This window comes from Thermoanaerobacterium thermosaccharolyticum DSM 571 (assembly GCF_000145615.1).
GTDB lineage: Bacteria > Bacillota > Thermoanaerobacteria > Thermoanaerobacterales > Thermoanaerobacteraceae > Thermoanaerobacterium > Thermoanaerobacterium thermosaccharolyticum.
On sequence record NC_014410.1, the window covers coordinates 637,145 to 659,655 of the forward strand.

The 22,511-nt window shown below is 35.9% G+C and carries 17 protein-coding genes and 1 pseudogene; 17 read left to right on the forward strand and 1 reads right to left on the reverse strand.

Features of this window, described 5'->3' with window-relative positions:
* Positions 1–252 precede the first annotated feature (252 nt).
* From licT to TTHE_RS03265, 13 genes and pseudogenes are all read left to right on the forward strand, one after another.
* A complete protein-coding gene (gene licT, locus TTHE_RS03205; protein ID WP_013297169.1) occupies positions 253–1,080 on the forward strand; it encodes a BglG family transcription antiterminator LicT in 828 nt (275 codons plus the stop codon).
* Between the two features lie 134 nt (positions 1,081–1,214).
* Positions 1,215–3,113, forward strand: a complete 1,899-nt coding sequence (locus tag TTHE_RS03210; protein ID WP_013297170.1) for a beta-glucoside-specific PTS transporter subunit IIABC — start codon at positions 1,215–1,217, stop codon at positions 3,111–3,113.
* A gap of 93 nt (positions 3,114–3,206) precedes the next feature.
* Positions 3,207–4,661, forward strand: a pseudogene (locus tag TTHE_RS03215) (glycoside hydrolase family 1 protein).
* A gap of 144 nt (positions 4,662–4,805) precedes the next feature.
* Positions 4,806–5,720, forward strand: coding sequence for an HPr(Ser) kinase/phosphatase (hprK, locus tag TTHE_RS03220; protein WP_013297171.1), 915 nt, complete (start codon positions 4,806–4,808; stop codon positions 5,718–5,720).
* A gap of 60 nt (positions 5,721–5,780) precedes the next feature.
* Positions 5,781–6,497 (forward strand): phosphatase, encoded by a 717-nt coding sequence (locus TTHE_RS03225; RefSeq protein WP_013297172.1) that lies wholly within the window; start codon positions 5,781–5,783, stop codon positions 6,495–6,497.
* A gap of 30 nt (positions 6,498–6,527) precedes the next feature.
* Positions 6,528–7,463 carry an ROK family protein gene (locus TTHE_RS03230; protein WP_013297173.1) on the forward strand — a complete coding sequence of 312 codons (936 nt, stop codon included), beginning with the start codon at positions 6,528–6,530 and terminating at the stop codon, positions 7,461–7,463.
* 18 nt (positions 7,464–7,481) lie between these two features.
* Positions 7,482–8,954: a long-chain-fatty-acid--CoA ligase gene (locus TTHE_RS03235; protein WP_013297174.1), complete on the forward strand. Its 1,473-nt coding sequence runs from the start codon at positions 7,482–7,484 to the stop codon at positions 8,952–8,954.
* Positions 8,955–9,242: 288 nt separating this feature from the next.
* A complete protein-coding gene (locus TTHE_RS03240; RefSeq protein WP_013297175.1) occupies positions 9,243–10,235 on the forward strand; it encodes a LacI family DNA-binding transcriptional regulator in 993 nt (330 codons plus the stop codon).
* Between the two features lie 14 nt (positions 10,236–10,249).
* Positions 10,250–11,335 carry a Gfo/Idh/MocA family protein gene (locus tag TTHE_RS03245; protein ID WP_013297176.1) on the forward strand — a complete coding sequence of 362 codons (1,086 nt, stop codon included), beginning with the start codon at positions 10,250–10,252 and terminating at the stop codon, positions 11,333–11,335.
* 10 nt (positions 11,336–11,345) lie between these two features.
* The gene (locus TTHE_RS03250; RefSeq protein WP_013297177.1) at positions 11,346–12,080 is read left to right on the forward strand and encodes a sugar phosphate isomerase/epimerase family protein; all 735 of its coding nucleotides are present in this window, start codon (positions 11,346–11,348) and stop codon (positions 12,078–12,080) included.
* Positions 12,081–12,092: 12 nt separating this feature from the next.
* Positions 12,093–13,013, forward strand: coding sequence for a sugar phosphate isomerase/epimerase family protein (locus tag TTHE_RS03255; RefSeq protein WP_013297178.1), 921 nt, complete (start codon positions 12,093–12,095; stop codon positions 13,011–13,013).
* Between the two features lie 75 nt (positions 13,014–13,088).
* A complete protein-coding gene (locus TTHE_RS03260) occupies positions 13,089–14,132 on the forward strand; it encodes a Gfo/Idh/MocA family protein (protein WP_013297179.1) in 1,044 nt (347 codons plus the stop codon).
* 78 nt (positions 14,133–14,210) lie between these two features.
* Positions 14,211–16,676 carry a beta-mannosidase gene (locus tag TTHE_RS03265; RefSeq protein ID WP_013297180.1) on the forward strand — a complete coding sequence of 822 codons (2,466 nt, stop codon included), beginning with the start codon at positions 14,211–14,213 and terminating at the stop codon, positions 16,674–16,676.
* Between the two features lie 50 nt (positions 16,677–16,726).
* Here TTHE_RS03265 and TTHE_RS03270 read toward each other — a convergent pair whose 3' ends face one another.
* Positions 16,727–19,426 carry a sigma-54-dependent transcriptional regulator gene (locus TTHE_RS03270; RefSeq protein WP_013297181.1) on the reverse strand — a complete coding sequence of 900 codons (2,700 nt, stop codon included), beginning with the start codon at positions 19,424–19,426 and terminating at the stop codon, positions 16,727–16,729.
* Positions 19,427–19,726: 300 nt separating this feature from the next.
* Between TTHE_RS03270 and TTHE_RS03275 the strand changes: the two genes are divergently transcribed.
* The 4 genes from TTHE_RS03275 (at position 19,727) to celB (ending at position 22,468) form a co-directional block, all read left to right on the forward strand.
* On the forward strand, positions 19,727–20,059 hold the full coding sequence (locus tag TTHE_RS03275; RefSeq protein WP_013297182.1) for a PTS lactose/cellobiose transporter subunit IIA: 333 nt from the start codon (positions 19,727–19,729) through the stop codon (positions 20,057–20,059).
* Between the two features lie 28 nt (positions 20,060–20,087).
* Positions 20,088–20,618, forward strand: a complete 531-nt coding sequence (locus TTHE_RS03280) for a glycine/betaine/sarcosine/D-proline family reductase selenoprotein B (RefSeq protein ID WP_013297183.1) — start codon at positions 20,088–20,090, stop codon at positions 20,616–20,618.
* A gap of 175 nt (positions 20,619–20,793) precedes the next feature.
* Positions 20,794–21,102 carry a PTS sugar transporter subunit IIB gene (locus TTHE_RS03285; RefSeq protein WP_013297184.1) on the forward strand — a complete coding sequence of 103 codons (309 nt, stop codon included), beginning with the start codon at positions 20,794–20,796 and terminating at the stop codon, positions 21,100–21,102.
* Positions 21,103–21,142: 40 nt separating this feature from the next.
* Positions 21,143–22,468 carry a PTS cellobiose transporter subunit IIC gene (celB, locus tag TTHE_RS03290; protein ID WP_013297185.1) on the forward strand — a complete coding sequence of 442 codons (1,326 nt, stop codon included), beginning with the start codon at positions 21,143–21,145 and terminating at the stop codon, positions 22,466–22,468.
* Positions 22,469–22,511 lie beyond the last annotated feature (43 nt).

Here is a 22,511-nt window from a genome sequence, read left to right on the forward strand (position 1 = left end):
TTTAACTTTTCAGGATTAACATTAACTGAAATAAATGTTCAGATAATTTTTGAATTACAATGAATAAAAATGTATTGACAATATATATAGAAGATGATAAAATAATTATGAAAATACGTTATAAAATTTAGGGTTGTTACTGATTCGATCAGGCGATACCTTAGCTAATCTAGGATATTTGATTAATATTCTGGATTGACTAAGGTTTTTATTTCTTTAATGAGCATATATGTGAGGTGGGAGTGGACACAAATGATAATAGAAAAGATATTTAATAGCAATGCCATAGTAGCCAGGGATTCAGATGATCGTGAGTTAGTTGTTATGGGGCGTGGAATTGGATTTAAAAAGAGTGCTGGCGAGATGATAGACGAAACTTTAATTGAGAAAACGTTCATACTTAAACAAAATGATGCTTCAGAAAAATTTAAATTATTGTTAGAGGATATTCCCACTGAATACGTTTCGATATGCTATGACATTATTGAATATGCAAAAAATATGCTAAATACAAAACTAAATGATTATATATACGTTACCCTCACTGATCATATTTACAATGCTATTAAAATGTTTGATGAAGGTTTAGAAAATCCCAACCCATTGATTTGGGAAATTAAAAAATTTTACCCTAAGGAATTTCAAATTGGATTAAAAGCATTGGAGTTTATTGAAGATGAGTTAAATAAAAAGCTTCCAGATGATGAGGCTGGCAATATAGCTCTTCATTTAATAAATGCACAGATAAACAGCTCATTCAATAAAGTGGAAAATGTAGCTGAACAAACAAAAAAAATACATGACATTTTAAATATTGTTATGTATACCTATGGCATCACACTAGACGAAAAATCTATCAGCTATGAAAGATTTATTACTCATTTAAGATTTTTCTTCCAAAGGCTGAATAAAAAAGAACAGTTGAAGGAAGTGGATGATTATCTATTTAAAAAAGTAAAGACAAAGTATAAAAAAGCTTACGATTGTATGCTTAAGATAGAAAAATATTTAGAAACTGAGCTATCAAATGAGGAAAAACTATATTTAACTCTTCATATTCAGCGTGTTACTCAAACATAAATTGAATAATTTTTGGATTGTTACTGGTAATGCAGGCGAGACCAAATCAGATAGTATAAAATTATACTGTCTATTTGTTCTCGCCTTTTTTATACAAATTAAAAAAATTATTAATTAAAAAAGGAGAGATTATCATGAAGTATGAAAAATTAGCCAAAGACATTATAAAAAATGTTGGCGGCAAAGAGAATGTAATTAGTTTAACCCACTGTGTTACACGTCTTCGCTTTAAACTAAAGGACGAAAGCAAGGCAAATACAGAAGCCCTTAAAAAAATGGATGGTATTGTTACCGTTGTAAATAGCGGTGGGCAATATCAGGTTGTTATAGGAAACCATGTACCAGATGTATATGCTGATGTTGTTGCTATAGGAGGTTTTCAGACAGAAGGTACAGAGGAAGCAGCCTCAAGTGAAAAGAAAAATTTATTTAACAGTTTCATTGATACCATTTCAGGTGTATTTGCGCCAACGCTTGGTGTACTTGCCGCAACAGGCATGATAAAAGGCTTAAATGCATTATTTGTGGCTTTACATCTTCTAACTGCTACTTCAGGAACTTATCAGATTTTAAATGCCATAGGAGACAGCTTTTTTTACTTCTTCCCAATATTCCTTGGCTTTACAGCTGCTAAGAAGTTTAATGCCAATCAGTTTGTTGGCATGACGCTGGGTGCAATACTTGTTTATCCAACGTTTGCTAGTATAATGGCAGGAAAGCCTTTGTACACATTATTTAATGGAACGGCAATTCAATCACCTGTGTATTTAACTTTCTTAGGTATTCCTGTTATATTAATGAATTACTCATCAAGCGTTATTCCTATTATATTAACCGTATATGCAGGAGCTAAAATTGAGAAATTTTTTAAAAAAGTAATACCTGATGTAGTTAAAACATTCTTAGTGCCGTTCTTTACACTTTTAGTAGTTGCTCCTTTAGCTTTAATAGTTATAGGACCTATAGCAACTTGGGCAGGTAAATTACTTGGCGCATTAACGATTGCTATATACAACTTAAACCCGACCATTGCAGGATTATTTATGGGTGCTTTTGGGCAAGTGTTTGTTATATTTGGGTTACACTGGGGATTAATGCCAATAGTGTTCAACAATTTATCAGTACTTCATTATGATATAATTCTTCCACTAACGTTTGCAACTACTTTTGCTCAAACAGGTGTAGTATTAGCTGTATTAGTTAAAACTAAGAATCCTAAATTAAGATCAATAGCAATACCGGCATTTGTTTCAGGGATTTTCGGTGTTACAGAACCAGCAATATATGGTGTTACATTGCCTCATAAAAAACCGTTTGTACTAAGCTGTATAGCAGCATCAATAGGTGGCGGTATATCAGGATTTATGAGATCTAAGCTATATATGCTAGGGGGAGCTGGTATTTTTGAAATTCCAAGCTTTATTAGCCCAAAAGGAATTGACACTGGATTCTATGGTGCAATTATTTCCATAGTGGTAGGGTTTGTATTAGGTTTCATATTAATGCTCTTCAGTGGTCTTAAAGATGAAGAATCTAAAGAAGAAAATAAGGAGGTAACCAGCGGAGATATATTAATAAAGCAAGAAACTGTAGTTAGCCCATTAAAAGGAGAAGTCAAAGCCTTATCAGAAATAAAGGACGAGGCTTTTTCAAAAGGTGTACTAGGAAAAGGCGTTGCAATCGAACCAACAGAAGGCAGGTTAGTTGCACCGGTAGATGGAACTATAACAACTTTATTCCCAACTGGCCATGCTTTAGGAATTACAAGCGATAAAGGTACAGAAATTTTAATTCATATTGGTATGGATACAGTTCAATTGGAAGGGAAATATTTTCATGCTAAAGTAAAACAAGGTGATAATGTAAAGGCAGGTCAGGTACTGATAGAATTCGATATTGATGCTATAAAGAAGGAAGGTTATTCTTTAACAACACCTATAGTGATTACAAATTCAAATAATTACTTGGATGTTATTGAAACAGATAAAAAGACTGTCAACTATAAAGATGATTTATTAACAGTGATGATCTAGATATTTAACAAAAATTAAAATATTCAAGCATCAGAGGTGAAGCTAAGTGCCTCTGATGCTTAAAAACCAATTTTCAAGGAGGAGAAATGAGATATGGAAAATTTGATTAAGAAATTCCCGGAAGGATTTTTATGGGGAGGAGCTACTGCTGCTAACCAATGTGAAGGTGCATAAAATGAAGGTGGTAAAGGATTGAGTACTGCTGATATTTTGACAAGTGGAAGCCGTACAACTCCAAGACGTATTACTCCAGTCTTAGAGGAAGGAACATATTATCCAAGTCATGAAGCAATAGATTTCTACCATCGCTATAAGGAAGATATAAAATTATTTGCTGAAATGGGCTTTAAAGTCTTTCGTATGTCAATTGCTTGGACAAGAATATTTCCAAATGGTGATGATGCTGAACCAAATGAAGAAGGTTTAAAGTTTTATGACAATGTTTTTGCAGAATTAAAAAAATACAATATAGAACCTTTAGTTACAATATCACATTATGAAGCACCATATAATTTGACTAAGAAGTATAATGGATGGGCAGATAGAAAAGTAATAGATTTCTACGTTAAATACTGCGAAACTATATTTAAGAGGTACAAAGATGTAGTTAAGTATTGGCTGACATTTAATGAAATTAATGCCTTAACAATGCCATTTGGAACATTTGGGGCTGGTGCAATGATGCCACCGGAGGGAAATAGAGAACTTACGAATGTATCACTAAACAATGATCAAATTAGGTTTCAAGCACTGCATCATCAATTTGTAGCAAGTGCAAAGGCTGTCAAACTTGGTCATGAAATTAATAAAGATTTTAAAATAGGATGTATGATAGCTTATATGTGCACATATCCACTTACTTGTAATCCTGAAGATGTGTTGCTGGCTCAACAAAAAGATAACTTAAACAATTTCCTATGCTCAGATGTTCAAGTAAGAGGAGCTTACCCAAACTATGCGAAAAGATATTTCAAAGAGAATAATATAGATATAATAATGGAAGAAAATGATGAAAAAGTTTTAAAAGAGGGTCGCGTAGATTTCTATGCCTTTAGTTACTATTCATCAAGCTGTGTAAGTGCTAAACATGTGAATAATAAAACTGGCGGAAATATATTCTCTGGAATTAAAAATCCATATTTAAAAGAAAGCGAATGGGGATGGCAGATTGATCCAAAAGGATTAAGATGGGCCTTAAATAACATATACAACAGATATCAAATTCCTATTATGGTTGTTGAAAATGGTTTAGGTGCAGTTGATACTGTTGAAGAAGATGGTTCAATCAATGATGATTATAGAATAGAGTATTTAAGAGAGCATATTAAAGAAATGAAAGAAGCAATTGCTGATGGTGTTGATTTAATTGGTTATACACCGTGGGGATGTATAGATTTAGTTAGTGGAACTACAGGGGAAATGGAAAAACGTTATGGCTTTATTTATGTAGATAAGGATAACGAAGGAAAAGGCACACTAAAAAGAATTCCGAAAAAAAGTTTTTATTGGTATAAGAAAGTAATTGAGACAAACGGTGAAGAATTATAATAACAAGTGTTTTAAATAAATTTGATGCCCTACTTTTGATGTATGATAAGTAGGGCAATTTATTTAGGTAATTTATTTACATCTTAGATATAAAATAATATAATTAATGTAAAGCAAGCAAGCGCCGATTAGGAGGTTATAGATTTGTTGAGTGTGTCAGTTGCGGATTTGATAAAAGATCTAGACTTGGAAGTAATAGTAGAAGCAAATGAGAAGATTGACATAACGACGAGCGATGTAAACAGGCCGGGTCTTCAGTTTTCAGGATTTTATGAACATTTTGCAAAAGAGCGTGTTCAGGTCATAGGAATGGTTGAGACAGCATTTATAGATAGGATGCCTTTAGATTTACTTGCAGAGCGTGCCGATAAGTTTTTTGAATATCCGGTACCGTGCGTAATTGTTACAAGAGGATTAAGCATAAAGAGGGAGATTGTTGAGGCGGCCCAAAAACATGGTAGATATCTTTTAAGGACAAAGGAATCATCTACAAAATTTATAAGCAGGCTTATCAACTATTTAGAAGAAAAATTGGCACCTCAGATTACTATTCATGGTGATCTTGTTGATGTTTACGGTGTTGGGGTTCTTTTGCTTGGAGAGAGCGGTATTGGAAAGAGTGAGACTGCACTAGAGCTTATAAAGAGAGGTCACAGGCTTGTAGCCGACGATGCTACAGAGATTAAAAAAATAAGCGATTATGTTTTGCAGGGCAGTTCACCTGATATAATAAGGCATTATATAGAGATAAGGGGTATAGGAATACTAGATATAAAGACACTTTATGGTGTAGGCTCCGTAAGGGATAATATGAATATCGATTTGGTGATACAGTTGGAGGAATGGAATGAAGATAAATACTATGATAGACTCGGACTTGATGATGATTACATAAAGTTTTTGGACATCAAAGTTCCAAAACTGACAATACCTGTAAGACCAGGAAGGAATCTTGCGATAATAGTGGAGGTTGCAGCGATGAACCATAGACAAAAGCAAATGGGATATAATGCTGCACACGAGCTTAACAAAAAATTGTTGAAACAAATTTCAACTTAAAATATAATTGTTGTAGTAATTGTTTTAAATTTTTTACATTTGAAGGGGATGTAAATTCTGATGAATCTTTTACTTGACACACATACACATACAGTAGCAAGCGGTCATGCGTACAGCACGATAATGGAAAATGCAAAAGAGGCTTCAAAGAAAGGCCTAAAGCTTATTTGTATGACGGACCATGGTCCTAAGATGCCGGGAGGTCCTCATATTTTTCACTTTGGAAATCTAAAAGTCATGCCTAAAGAGATATACGGTGTAGAAATATTGAAAGGCGTTGAAGCGAATATAGTCGACAGAGATGGAAATCTTGACATTCCAGAAGAAATTTTAAAAAAATTGGATGTGGTCATCGCCAGCCTTCATGATGTATGTTTTCCTTATCGCGATGTAGATTCAAATACTGAAGCAATCATAAATGCAATTAAAAATCCATACGTAGATATTATTGGGCACCCAGGCAATCCTATTTTTGATATTGATGTTGATAGGGTTCTTGAAGCTGCAAAAGAATATGATACGTGCATTGAGATTAATAACAGTTCTTTCGTTTCATCTAGAGTTGGAAGTTACGATAACTGTTTATTAATCGCGAAGAAGGCGGCAGAGAAAAATGTTAAGATTTGTGTCGGAAGCGATGCACATATATCGTTTGATGTAGGCAGGTTTGACAAAGCGCTGGAGGTAATAGAAAAATCGCATTTAGATGAAAATCTTGTATTAAATACAGATGTAGATAAATTTAAAGAATACTTAAAGAACAAGGGAAAGCTATAAAGATTTATTTAAATAGGAGGAAGAAATTGTATGAGAATTGGCGTCGACGTTGGTGGTACAAACATAGCCGTAGGATTAGTCGATGAAAATGGGAAGATAATAGCAACGGGTTCGAGACCTGCAGAGCCCAAGAGAGGCTATGCTGCAATCGCAAAAGATATTGCTGAAATTTCATTGGAATTGATAAAAAGATGTGGTCTTGATATCTCAGATGTAGAGTCTATGGGGATTGGTGTTCCTGGTGTAGCAGACAATGAGAAAGGAATAGTTTTAAGAGCCGTAAATCTTTATTGGACAAAAGTGCCGCTGGTAAAGGAAATACATAAATACATCGATATACCTATAAATATGGACAACGATGCAAATGTTGCTGCACTGGCAGAAGGAATATTTGGAGCAGGAAAAGGAACAAATTCATCTGTTACTATAACTCTTGGCACTGGTGTCGGTTCAGGATTCATATTGAATGGAAAAGTGTTTAATGGCGCACACCATTTTGCGCCAGAGCTTGGGCATATTGTTTTAGGAGACAATGGCGTTATGTGCAATTGTGGTAAAATTGGCTGTTTTGAGACGTATGCATCTGCAACAGCTCTCATTAGAGAAGGCAAGAAGGCTGTGATGAAGGACAGCAATTCACTTATTTTGAAGCTGGCAGGTGGAGAGATAGAATCTATTACAGCTAAAAATGTCATTGATGCTGCAAAACAGTTCGATGAAGCGGCTATGATGATTTTCAATGATTATGTGAAGTATCTTGCAATGGGAATTGTGAACATTATAAATATACTTGATCCAGAAGTTATAATAATCGGTGGCGGTGTAGCTAATGCTGGAGATTTTCTTTTAAAGCCGCTTAAAGAAGAAGTAAGTAAAAATATACTATTCAAGGATCTGCCATATGCAGATATTAAAAAGGCAGAGCTTGGAAATGACGCAGGGATAATTGGAGCGTCAATTTTATGATGAAAAGGGGAGCTTAAAGTGAAGATATATGAGTTTTATGAAAGAAATACAAAATTAAAAGATAATGTTGCTATAAAGTTTAAAGATGAGGAGATTACATACGGGGAGTTACCGAAGTACGTGGACAGCTATGCAGCTTACCTGCAATCGCTAGGTGTTAAAAAGGGAGACAAAGTAATACTTAGCATGCCCAACTGTCCTGAATTCATCTTTGCATATCTAGGATCGGCAAAAGCTGGTGCTATTACAATTCCTTTAAATCTTATGTATACGATGGAAGAAATACAGTATGTTGTCAAGGAGTCTTCAGCCCATACAATTGTAGTTCATCCTGTAGTTCTTAAAAATGTAGATCCTTCAGCATTCAGCAAGATCAATTTGAAAAACATAATTGTGATGGACGACGATACAAAGAAAAAAATAATGGAACACACTAATTACGTTCCTGTAGAAATAAATGATGATGAGGTATGCACATATCTTTATACATCAGGTACTACAGGAAAACCAAAAGGTGCGATGTTGACACATAAAAATTTTGAAGCAGATGTTGTTGCGATGGATGAAATATCTGATCTAGGACCAAGTGACAACTTTTTATGTGTTCTACCGCTTTTTCATAGATTTTCTTGGGCCGTAAATGTGCTGCTTGCATTTTACCTTGGAAGTACGGTGACTATAAAGGACAGTTTCATGCCCAAAGATACATTGGAGACACTGCTAAATGAAGATATTACTGTGTTTTGTGGTGTACCGTCTATCTTTGCATTTTTAATAAGAATGGTAGAAAAGGGTCAGTTCAAAGCCTTAAGGCTTGCTATTTCAGGCGGTGCGCCGCTTGCACCGGAGATACAAAGGGGATTTGAAGAGAAATTTAATTTTCCACTTGTTGAAGGTTATGGCTTATCAGAGGCTGCACCTGTTGCAATATTAAACCCTCTTGGTATAAATGAGGTAAGAAAGCCTGGCTCTATAGGTGTGCCCCTTCCGTGTAATGAAGCTAAGATAGTGGATGAAAATGATAATGAAGTCCCGATAGGAGAGGTGGGGGAACTCGTATTAAAAGGTTCTAATATCATGATAGGGTATCATAATATGCCTGAGGAGACGGAAAAAACTTTGAGGAATGGATGGCTTCATACAGGTGATCTTGCAAAAAAAGATGAAGATGGATATTATTACATTGTGGACAGATTAAAAGACATGATTATCTTAGGCGGTTTCAATGTATATCCTAGAGAAGTAGAAGAAGCGCTTATGGAACATCCTGCAGTAAAAGAAGCGGCAGTAATTGGAGTAGGCGATAAATATAAGGGTGAGGAAGTAAAGGCATTTATCGTGCTAGAGGATGGAAAGACCGCAGACAGAAAAGAGCTGCAAAGCTTTCTTCACGACAAACTTGCAAAATATAAGATACCTAAGATATTCGAATTTGTAAATGAGCTTCCCAAGAGTCCAACCGGAAAAGTCATGAAAAAACTTCTCAAATAAATTAATACAAGACTTGAAAGTCATGCTTAAAGCGGCATGGCTTTTCATTTTGAGACAAGCTTGGTTTTAGTATAAAATAGAAGTATTTTGAAGAAATTCGATGATAGATGCCGTATATCATTCTAAATCAAATATTTAGATTAATTATTGAGATTGACTTATGGCAAAATCTATTTTACTATTGTTATGTAATCCGTTACGTAAATTGTTTTCGCAGCAAGTGAAAATAAGTTATTATTGCTAAAAAATTGCCTTAATAATTAAGTAATCAGTTACGAAGGAGTAGCTATGATAACGATAAAAGACGTTGCAAAAGAAGCTGGTGTTTCAGTTGCTACTATATCGCGAGTTCTAAATAACAGCCCTGGTGTTTCAGATGAGACTAGAGAAAAAGTTTTATCTGTGATAAAAAGGCTAAACTACAATCCGAATCTTTTAGGCAGAAATCTGCGTAGAATGAAGACTAATATGGTACTTGTGTTGCTTCCTACAATTTCAAATCCATTTTACGCAAGAATAGTGAAAGGTATAGAGGATGTGGCGCAGAAAAATGGATACGGTGTAATGCTTTGCAATACTGATTCTGACATTGAGAGAGAAAGGATGTATCTAGAGCTTTTAAAAAATAGGCTGTCTGATGGAGTTATTTTCATGGCACCTGAGATTGGTGAAGAAGAGCTTAATGAAATAGGAGAGAAATATGCAGTTGTGCAGTGCTGCGAATACAAAGAAGGTGCTAATGTTTCACATGTGTCTATAGACAACTATAAGGCATCATATAAAGCGGTAAAACACTTGATAGGACTGGGACATAAAAATATAGGGTTTATAAGCTGTAAGAATAATTTTCTGTCAACGAAGCACAGGGAATCCGGATATAAAAAAGCATTGGAGGATTCTGGAATTGAATTTAATCCTGATTACATCCGGTATGGTGATTACTCATTTAAGAGCGGCTTCAGAGCTGCTCAAAGCCTCTTAAATGATTTTGAAGAAATAACAGCAATCTTTGCTATTTCAGATATCATGGCAATAGGTGCTATAAAAGCATGTTACGAAAATGGGCTTAAGGTTCCTGATGATGTTGCAGTAGTTGGATTTGATAACATAAGTTTTGCCCCAATGTATAATCCATCGCTTACAACGGTATCGCAGCCTAAATACGATATCGGTTGTACGGCAATGGAACTACTTATAAAACAAATAAGAAATAAAGGGGGTAATAAAGAAAACATAGTTTTGGAGCATGAGCTTATAATAAGGCAGTCTACTGTAAAGTAAAAGGAGGAATTTTTGTGAAAGAAAAGATCAGAGTTGGAATAATCGGCTGTGGAGGTATTGCTAATGGCAAACACATGCCCTCCCTATCAAAACTTGACAATGTGGAAATGGTTGCTTTTTGTGATATAAAAGAGGAGAGAGCTTTAAAAGCTGCAAAAGATTATGGTATAGATGGAGCTAAGACATATAATGACTACAGAAAGCTGTTAGAGGATAAAAGTATTGATGTGGTACATGTTTGCACTCCCAACAAATCACATGCAGATATAACAGTTGACGCATTAGAAGCAGGTAAGCACGTAATGTGTGAAAAACCAATGGCAAAAACTGCAAGTAATGCTAAGAGAATGTTAGACGCTGCTAAAAAGACGGGTAAGAAGTTAACAATTGGCTATCAGAATAGATTCAGAGCAGACTCACAATACCTACATAAATTGTGTCAAGATGGAGAGCTTGGAGAGATATACTTTGCAAAAGCACATGCAATAAGGCGCCGTGCTGTCCCTACATGGGGATTGTTTTTAAATGAAGAAGAGCAAGGCGGAGGTCCGTTAATCGATATTGGAACACATGCACTTGACTTGACGCTTTGGATGATGAATAACTACAAGCCTAAATACGTTGTCGGAAATACGTATCATAAATTAGCAGAAAGAAGAAACGCAGCAAATGCTTGGGGACCATGGGACCCGGACAAATTTACCGTTGAAGATTCGGCTTTTGGATTTATAACTATGGAAAATGGTGCAACAATTATACTTGAGTCAAGCTGGGCCTTAAATTCTCTTGATGTGGATGAAGCAAAGACGACATTGTGTGGGACAGAAGGCGGAGCAGACATGAAGGATGGGCTTAGAATCAATGGAGAAAAGAATGGGCGATTGTACACTACAAAAATCGATTTAAGCACTGGTGGTGTTGACTTTTTTGAAGGAAAAGCAGAAAATGCAGCAGACTTAGAGGCAAGATTGTGGATAGAAAGTGTCATTAATGATACAGAGCCTGTTGTAAAACCTGAAGAAGCATTTGTAGTGTCACAGATACTAGAGGCGATTTATACATCTTCAAAGACTGGAAAGCCAGTATATTTTAATGAATAGGGTGATTTATATGGATATGCCTTTATCATTGCAGCTTTATACCTTAAGGAATGAGATGAAAGAAGATTTTGTAGGGACTTTAGAAAAGGTTGCTGAGATAGGATATAAAGGTGTTGAATTTGCTGGATATGGTGGCCTAAAGGCATCAGAACTAAAAAAACACCTTGAACGCCTTGGACTAACTCCCACAGGCAGTCATATAGGATTAGAAATTTTAAAGAATAGACTTGACGAAGAAATAGAGTACAACTTGGAAATAGGAAATAAATACATTGTTTGTCCGTGGAATAAATACGAAACGAAAGATGATTTTATTGAAGCCTCAAAACTTTTTAATGAGATAGGTGAGAAATGTAGAAATAAAGGAATAATTTTTTGCTACCACAACCATAACCATGAGTTTGTCAAATTTGACGATGAATATGGCCTCGATCTAATTTATGAAAATGCAGACTCAGAATTTTTAAAAGCGGAGATAGACACGTATTGGGTTAAGTATGCAGGTGAAGATCCTGTTAAGTACATTAAAAAGTATAGTGGAAGAGTGCCATTGGTTCATTTAAAGGACATGGAAAGTGATACAAGGGATTTTGCCGAAATTGGCGAAGGCACCATGAATATTAAAGATATAATAAGTGCATCAATAGAGGCCGGTGTTGAATGGTTTATAGTCGAACAAGATATATGCAAAAGGCCGCCTCTTGAAAGTGCTGAGATAAGTTTTAACAATATCAAAAAAATGTGAGGAGAGATTATCGTGTATCTTGGATTTTTAACAGTTTGCTTAGGAAATATGCCTCTTAAAGACAAAGCGAAGTGGGCATCGGAAAATGGGTTTAAATCTTTGGAAATTGCTTGTTGGCCACATGTAAACAGCAGAGATTATTCTAGCTGTGATATAGATGTTGAAACATTGACAGAAGAGGAAGCTGAAGAGATAAAAAAATACATGAAAGATTATGGGCTTTCTATATCATCTTTGGCTTATTACGACAACAACTTGGATCCGGATCCTGAAAAAAGAGCTTATATAAATAATCACACTAAGAAATGCATTGATGCTGCAGTTATGTTAGGTACATCTATGGTTGGAACTTTTATAGGTAGAGATCCCAATAAAAATTTGAAGGAGAATTTTGATGAATTTGAAAAAGTCTTTAGCGATATTGTTAGTTATGCAGAGAGCAAAGGTGTAAAGATTATAATCGAAAATTGTCCTATGGAAGGATGGCAGAAAGAAGGACTTCCCGGTACAATATCATTTACTCCTGAGCTTTGGGAAGAGATGTTTAGGCGAATCCCGTCTATGAGTTTTGGACTTAATTTGGATCCATCCCACCTTTTGTTTCAGCTAATTGATTATGTAAAAGTTGTGCCAGCATTTAAGGATAGAATTTTCCACGTACATGCGAAAGACGCAGAAATCTTCAAAGATAAGCTTGAGTGGTATGGTGTATTTAACAGGCAATTTCATAAAAAAGGCGAAACAGGCTATTGGAGGTTTAGAATGCCAGGCCTTGGCCAAGTAGATTGGGATAGATTTATAAAGGCGCTAAAAGACATAGGCTACGATGGCGTTATAAGTATTGAGCATGAAGATCCATTGTACGAGGGAAGCGAAGAAAAGGTAAAAGAGGGATTAAAACTAGGTTATAATCATTTAAAGCAATTCATATAAAATAGTTTAGACAAGTAGTTTAATCTACTTGTCTATAAAATGTTTTTATTTAAAATTACAATAGGAGGTAGTAAGATGCCAATTAAACTTGGAATAATAGGTTATGGCGGTATGGGAATGTGGCATCATAAAAATGCCCAAAAGGTTGGAGGCGTGGATGTAGTAGCGGCATTTGATATTGATGCATATCAAGTTAACGTAGCAAAAGAAGCTGGGCTTAAAGGGTATCATAGCTTGGATGAATTTCTAAAAGATGAAGAAATAAATACCGTATTAATCGCAACTCCCAACGATGTGCATAAGGATCTTGCAGTGGCATCAGCAAATGCTGGAAAGAATGTCATAGTTGAAAAGCCTGTTGCAATGTCGATGAAGGAAATAGATGAAATAATAGAGGCTGCAGAAAAGAATAATGTAGTATTTACAGTACATCAAAATCGCAGATGGGATAAAGACTTTAATAAAGTGAAAAAAGCAGTGGAATTAGGTATGATTGGTGATGTCTATACAATCGAAAGCAGAGTACACGGTGCAGGTGGATTGATTTACGGTTGGAGGAATAAAAAGGAGTGCGGCGGTGGGATGCTTTTAGATTGGGGTGTCCATCTTATAGACCAGATTCTATATATGATTCCAAATAAAGTAGTTAGAGTCTATGCTGAACTATTTAGTGTATTAAATAAAGATGTTGACGACTATTTCAAACTATTGATGAAATTTGACAATGGTTTATCTGCGCAGATAGAAGTCGGAACATTTTGTCTAAAGCCGTTGCCGAGATGGTTTGTGGGTGGAAACAAAGGGACATTGGTAGTAGATGATTTTGAAGGTCATGGTGAAATTGTCAAGCTAAATAAGCTTGCAGATAAATTTGATGCAGAAATAGTAGAGACGACAGCAGGACCGACCCGCACATTTGCACCAAGGCCAGAAGAAGTAAAAGATCATTTTGAACTTCCAGATGTAAATTCAGAGTGGATAGAGTTTTATGCAAATGTTCGCGATACGATCGAAGGAAAAGCTGAGCTCATAGTAAAACCAGATGAAGTAAAAAAGGTTTATTCAATAATAGAAGCCGCATTTAAATCAAACCAGCTAGGAAAAGCTGTTGAGCTATAAAAGGATAAAATCTATCAATTTTGGGCTTAAGCTTAAGATTCATCACATATGTAAGCTTTGAGAGGAAGGAGGAGGCACATGGAGAAGCGCATTTCTTTGAATGGCACATGGAAGTTTAGAGAAGCATCTGATAATGAGTGGAATGATGGAAAAGTACCTGGATGTGTTCAGTTAGATTTACTGGCACAAAATAGGATAAGTGATCCATTTTATTGCATGAATGAGTTAGAATGCCATAAATTAGAAGAGAAGGAGTGGATATACAGAAAAGAATTTGATTTTGATTTGTCTGAAGAATTTGATGAAATAAAATTGGTATTTGAGGGAATCGATACGATCGCTGATATTTATCTTAATGGCGAATTCTTAGGTAGAGCAGAAAATATGTATATTTCGCATGAATTTGATGTAACCGATATAATAAGTGAGAAGGACAATGTATTAGAAGTCTATTTTCATTCATCTACAAAAGTAATGAGGACACTTGAGAATAACAGCCCTATAAGATTAGAATCATCATTTGAGACAGCAAGGCCATACATTAGAAAAGCTCAATATGCATACGGCTGGGATTGGGGACCGAGATTGGCACAGGTTGGTCTGTGGAAAGATGTGTATATATCAGTTGTGAAAGATGCTGTGATAGAAAATCCATTCTTCTATACGGAAAAATTGCAAGAAGATGCGGCATTTGTAAGAGTCAATGCTTCTGTATCATCTTTTACCGATCAGGATTTAATAGCAGAAGTTACCGTTTCATATGATGGCGAGGTCTGTGGAAGAAAAAGTGTTCATGTTGAATACGGAGGTATAGATGCTTATCTTAAAATTGATAATCCAAAGCTGTGGTATCCCAATGGTATTGGACCTCAACCGCTTTACAACATAAATATAAAGCTTTCAATAGGCGAAGATGTTATAGATGAATTGAATTTTAGGTCCGGCATAAGAGTTGTAAGATTGATACGAGAAAAAGACAGTGAAGGAGAAAGCTTTATTTTTGAAATCAACGGAATAAAGGTTTTTGCAAAAGGTGCTGATTGGATTCCAGCGGATAATTTTCTTTCAAGGATTACAAAAGACGATTACTACGAATTTGTAAGACTTGCTAAAGACGCAAATATGAATATGCTGAGAGTTTGGGGAGGCGGCATTTACGAGGATGAGGCTTTCTATGATGCGTGTGATGAAATGGGTATAATGGTTTGGCAGGATTTTATGTACGCTTGTGCTCAATATCCGGATCAATTTGATTGGTTTCAGCAGATGGCTGCAGAAGAAGCAGAGGATGTACTTTTAAGGCTTAGGAACCATCCTTCCATCGTATTGTGGTGCGGCAACAATGAAAACAACACTGGTTTCTACTCTTGGTGGGGAAATGGCGATCCGAAGTATCTAGGAAATTACATATACAAGGAAATATTGCCACAGATTTGCGCAAAGTATGATCCTTCAAGACCCTATTGGGTATCTAGCCCATACGGTGGAGTAGATCCCAACAGTGAATCAGAAGGTGACAGGCATCAGTGGGATGTATGGAGTGGATGGGCTGATGTTAAAGCGTATTTAGCTGATAAAAGCAGATTTGTAAGCGAGTTTGGCTTCCAGTCAATGCCTGATTGGAAGACGGTATTGTCGTATACCAAAGAAGATGACAGATATATTTTAAGCCCTGTAATGATATCTCACAATAAACAGATTGATGGTATGGAACGCCTGATAAGGTACATGGTAAGTGAATTAGGTTTTCCAAAAGACCTTAAAAGCTTCGTGTATTTGACACAGTTTAATCAGGCAGAGGCAATAAAAAAAGGTGTAGAACACTGGAGAGCTCGCAAATTCATGACGGCAGGAACGCTTTATTGGCAGTTTAATGATTGCTGGCCAGTAGCAAGCTGGTCTTGTATAGACTATTATAAAAGGAAAAAGGCTCTTTACTATTATTCTGGCAGGTTTTTTGCAAGTGTTTTGCCATATATCGTAGAGGAAGACGGCGGAATAACGATTTACGGTATAAGCGATTTACAGCAGGATGCAGAAGCTCATGTGGAAGTATTGTGCTACAGCCTTGACGGCGAGAAATTGTGGGAGAGAAAGTTTAATACAAGGTTGATTGCCAACGATGTTGTAAAAATAGCACATTATGATGAGCGCGAGATTGCTGAAAAGTACGTGCCTTATGTGGTACCTGTTGATGCATCCCACTGTACACTTCCTGTGGAGAGAAATTGGAAACTATTAAACAGCGTCGTATACGTCAGGATGACTGTTGATGAAAAAATATACGATAATTACTATGTTTTTGATAAATTTAGAAACCTTAAACTTACAAAACCTAACATAACATGTTATGTTGAAGGAAATGACATAACTCTTTCAACTGATGTACCTGCATTTGGAGTGTTTGTCGATACAGAAAACGACGTCGATCTAAGCGATAACTGCCTTAACATGATACCTGGCGAAAAGTATACTTTAAAATGTTCTGATAATCCTGGAGATGTAAAGATATATGATCTTTCAAGCCTTATATTAAAAATATAGATAGCAAAACTAATAATGATATCCCCTATGCATAATGCACAGGGGATTTTTCATATCATATTGAAAAGAGCATCTTTCTCTTGGAAAAATCTCATTATATAGCATATTTCATCATCTGGTATTATTATAGAATATTTTGTGTTTAAATGTGTCAATGCTTTCTTTACTGCGTTGTACAATGATTTGTTGTTTTTAATATATTCTTCTTTTCCTATATACTCAATGCTTTTTTCTCCTTTCTTGATTCTGCTTACCATAAAGGCAAAGTGAAGTATTATGCCAAGCAGCATATCATCATCAAAGCAAACTGATAATGTATCGCAAAGCTTCATGATAGTGTCTTGTATATCGCTGTATAGCTCTTCGCCATCAATGTTATCGATGTTTTCTTTTAAGACATTGCCCATCTTGATAAGGGCTGTCTTAATATCCACTATTTCCTGTAATTCTTTCATGACTTTCAAGCTTAAAACGTCATTCATGCTGTACTGTTTAATATTAATGTCCAATGGAAAAGATGATACGATAAAAGCTATTTCCATGTTTTCTTGGATTTCGTTTATTTTTTTCATTGTCATGTGTTTATCGAAGCTGTCAATTGGTATAATCTCAAATAGGTCTTTGTCATACTTTAAATTATTTTTCAAGAAACTTTTAATTGCAACAGAGGCGCCTTCTCCAGTGAGACATGCTGTGACAATTGCGATTTTCTTTTTGCCGCTTATTAGTGGAGCAAAATCCATGTTGTTCTCCATGTATGAATTTATTGATTGTACGCTCATGTAAATATTGTTAATGGGCATACCTAATAGCGCCTTTCTGGTGGCTTCAATGACATGGAGGGTCGAAATAAGCGGTATAACTTTTACTGGCACGTTAAACTCTTTTTCAATTGTTTCGCCAAATGTCGTTAGTGATCCCATGTCTACTAAGAGAAGGTATCCCGCCTGATTCATATCATTTCTCACGTAGTCCTTTAAAGTTTCTAAGACTTCAAGGGGACTTTTGTCAAGATGAGCGTCTAAGCCTATTGCGTAATTTTCGCCCAATAGCTTGTTGGCCACATCTGCCATGGAGGTAGCAGTAGAATTGCCGTGGGCAATTATTATCACCTTGACTTTCTCATTTTGCCTATTGATGTATTCCTTGTCTGAAATGAGGAATATCGTGATAAATCCAGCTTCATCTTCTGGAATCGAAACGTTCAAATATTTCTCTATGATTTTTTTGGCTTCAACCGCAACTTCAAATTCTCTTGGGTATAATTGCTTAATTTTTGACAGTTGAGGATTTACAATAGGCTTATTTTTGTTGACCCTTTCAATAAGCGTGTTTAAGTGCAAAGCAAGTGCAGTATAGCTGTTTTGGCTAAGCTCTTTCCCAAGAAGTTCGGATACGAGCTCAGCAATCCTGTCTGTAATGTTTATTATGTCTTCTCCTAAGATATGAATTAAATTCTGTTTGTTTTTCTCCTCAGTTATACCATATATCTGCTTGTGAAAGTACTTTGCTATGTCTTTTTCCAAAATTGATTCAATGTCTATATCAGATATACCTTTTGCTTTTAGCTGCCTCAATCTATCATTTATTATCTCGTAAATGCTGTTATCATTAGATGCGGTTGGAATTTCCTCTGTTTCATTTGTAGGGGAAAATTTAAAAAACTCTATATCGTCACCTATGACTTCGTTCCACAGCATTCTATGCTGTTTATCTGTGTATAGTCCTTTCTTTATATAATCTGGCAAGTCTCTACTGCAGATCCTTATGTCATTTTTCTTATTAGTCAAAAATTCTGAATAGACTTTTGCACATATAAGCTTGACATCGCTTTCTAATTGACCGATGTTGTTTGGACAGTCATAGGAGCAAAATGCCCTCATGGAATTCAGCGACACAAAGATATCCCTGTTTAATTTTATGCTTTCGTGTTTAAAAAACCTTTTTAGAAGGTAAAATCTTTCTTCTAAAGTCCTTTCTCTAAGTGGCGGTATTTTAATTATCATCGGTATTCTTCTTGTAAATGTATTTAAAAGGGATGAAGAAGGATCCTCAGTCGTAGCCGATATGATCAGTACGTCAGATGTCCTGTTTTCCACATCGCCAACTCTTCTAAAATACCCTGTATCAAGAAAAGTGAATAAAATTTCCTGTCCTTCAGGCGGCAAACGGTGTACTTCATCGAGGAATAAGATTCCGCCATTTGCTTTTTCTATAAGTCCTTCTTTGTCTGTATCAGCGCCTGTATATGCTCCTTTTTTAACCCCAAAAAGTTGAGCCGTCAAAAGCTGAGGGTTGTTGCTGTAGTCTGCACAGTTAAAGGCTATAAAAGGAGCGTCAGGCTTTTTTACTCCCATATCAATGGCATACTTGTGCATTATTCTCGCAAAAGTAGATTTTCCTACGCCTGTTTCACCTAATATTAAACAGTGGATTCCCTTGGGAGGATACAAAATAGCAGCTTTTGCCTGCTCGCCAGCTTGTTTCAAACTGATATTATTTTTAATCAGCATATCCAGCTCGTACAATTTGCTGTCATTTGAGTTGCTGTTGGTGCTGTTAAATACAGGTGAAAAAAGTACTGGTCTGCCGTCTGACTTTATGACTTTTCCTTCCTTGCACAAAAGATTTAATTCATGACTAACGTTTGCTCGAGACATATTTAACTCATTTGCTAATGTCATAGCATCTATACCGTTCCCATTGCTTAACTCTATTAATTTTTTTAAAATCAAGTCTTTTCTTTTCAACTTAAAGATCCCCTTTACCATAAATAACTTTCTATACCTATATCCTATTATATATTTCGCGACAAGTTTTTCAATAGTGATTTACTGGATTAAACACTATCGAAACATTAAAACACTAATAAAAATTGATAAAACAATATGCGGATTTTTATTAAACACTAAAAAACACTGTTTATTTTAATATGTTTTGATAGGGTAAAATGCGGCGTTTCTTCATGTTTTAGTGTTTTGGCATGGTTTTTGCATATATTATTTAGTGAATCCCAAAATAGATAAAACCAATTCAAGGAGGAAAATAATATGGATTTGCAGCAAATAGTTATGGAAATCATTATACAATCAGGTGAAGCAAGGGCATATGCACACGAAGCGCTTAGAAAAGCATATGACGGCGAATTTGAAGAAGCTGAAAAACTTATGTCCCAGGCGAATGAGGCTATTGAAAAGGCACATAATGTGCAGACCAGCATGTTGCAAAAAGAAGCATCAGGCGAAAAACTTGAGTTTTCAATACTGTTTGTACATTCGCAAGATCATCTCATGACTGCTATATCAGAGAAAAATCTCATATCAGAGATAATAGAATTGAGAAAGATGCTAGAGCCAGTTCTTCATACATGTGTGACGAAATAAAAAAATTAAACACTAATAGGAGGATAAAATGATTAAAGCTGTACAATTTTTAAACCAAGTTCAAGCAGGATACGGAACAGATGAAAAAATGAATATGGAACCTCAGTCCCAGTTTGGCGCTATAGGATTGGGGATGCTTTTGAAAAACACCATGATGAGAAACGGCGGTGACATAATTGGCACCGTAATATGTGGTGATAACTATTTTCTTGAAAATAAAGACGAAGCTATTGAAAAAATATTAACCATGATAAAACAATTTAATCCGGACGTAGTTATATGTGGTCCTGCATTAAATTACAAAAGATACGGTGATTGCTGTGGATACTTGGCAGAAGCCGTCATAGAAAAATTAAATATTCCTGCATTTGCGGCCATGTCGAAAGACAATACAGGTACAGAATTATTTAGAAAAAAGATATACATCATAGAGACTCCAAATAGAGGAGGCATTGGACTAAATGATTCTCTGAGAAAAATATCGAAATTTGCAGTGAAATTGGCACAAGGACAACCCATAGGATCACCTGAAGAAGAAGGGTATTTCCCACAGGAATAGGAAAAGAGGTGGTACACGTGTTTTTAGATTGAATCTCTTTGGTTTCAAGGGATTCCCCATTTTTGAAGTGTTTTAATAGTGTATGTAGTGATTTATTTAAGTGGGGATATCCTTGAAGATAAAATGCAAAATTGCTTTTACAAGCTAAAGTTTTTTGAAAGGAGGGAAAACGTTAATGCTTAAGATTATTCTCTTTTGCTCTTCAGGTTCATCGACAAGCATGTTAATTGGCAGAATTGAAGAGGCAGCAAAAGCAAGAGGTATAGAGGTCGCTGTTGATGCATACCCTGAAGCACAGATGGAAAAATACGTTGAAGAAGCGGATGTAGTTCTCTTAGGTCCGCAAGTAAAATTCATACTGCCAAAAGCAAAGAAAATATGCAGTGAAAAAGGTGTACCTGTAGATGTGATAAATCCAGTCGTCTACGGTATGATGGATGGAGAAAAAGTACTAGAACAAGCTTTAAGTTTGGCTAAAAAATAAGTTTTTATTTTTAATTAATTAGAGGATAAGGAGTGTTAAGATGAGTAAGTTTACAGATTCGCTTGAAGAAAAATTGATGCCTATAGCTGGCAAGATTGCAGAAAATAGATATCTTACATCAATTCGTGACGGCTTCATGGTTGCTGTACCACTTATAACTATAGGTGCAGTTTTCCTGTTGCTTGCAAACTTGCCGATACCAGGCTATTCTGATTTCATGGCCAAGACATTTGGTCAAAATTGGAGCACTTTCTTTATGAGGCCTTTTGAGGCTACAATGTCAATAATGAGTATATTCGTAGTATTTGGTATTGCATACAGCCTCGCAGGCCATTATAAAATTGATGGATTAAGCACGGCTGCAACTGCACTTGTTGCATTTTTGATATTTACGCCGTTTATAGTTAATTATACACCTGAAGGAGCTAAAAAAGCAATTCAAGTAAGCGGTGGCATACCAGTTGACTGGATGGGCTCAAAAGGTCTGTTTGTAGGTATTTTGACGGCAATATTGTCGGTTGAAATCGTGAGATTTGTTGTAAAAAGAGGCTGGGTAATTAAGATGCCAAAAGGTGTTCCACCTGCAGTTGAAAAGGCTTTCTCTGCATTGATACCTGCGGCTATAGTTGCTATCATCATTGATGTAATAAGAATGCTGTTTGCTATGACATCTTATGGCACAATACATCAATTTATATACACTGTATTGCAGATACCTTTGACAAGACTTGGCGATACACTGCCTGCTACGTTGATTGCTAACTTCTTTGAAGGACTTTTCTGGTCATTTGGTATACACGGTGCAAACGTAGTTGGATCTGTTATGGGACCAATATGGTTGGCACTTGCAGCAGAGAACTTGCAGGCATTCCAAGCTGGTCACCCAGTTCCACACATCATAACGCAGCAGTTCCACGATATGTACATGCTAGTAGGTGGTTCAGGAAGCACATTAGGACTTGTACTTGCTATGCTTTTCTTCTCAAAATCAAGACAGGTTAAGACAGTTGGAAAGCTTGCTATAGTTCCAGGTTTATTTAACATCAATGAACCGGTAATATTTGGACTTCCAATCGTTTTAAACCCTATAATGGTTATACCATTCATATTGACACCTATGATTTTAGCTACTTTGACTTACATTGTAATGTCAATAGGTTTGGTTGGACATCCAACAGGCGTTGTAATACCATGGACTACACCACCTATTATCGGAGGACTTTTGGTCTCAGGTTTTAGTGGTGCTGTATGGCAGATAATTGAATTAGTGATTTCATTCTTCATATACTTGCCATTCTTAAGAGTTGTAGATAGGCAGTACCTTGAGCAAGAGCAAGCAATGGCTGTTGAAAGCCAAAAAGGCTGATATCATTGCAATTAGGCGGTTACAGTCCGTAATCGTCTAATTG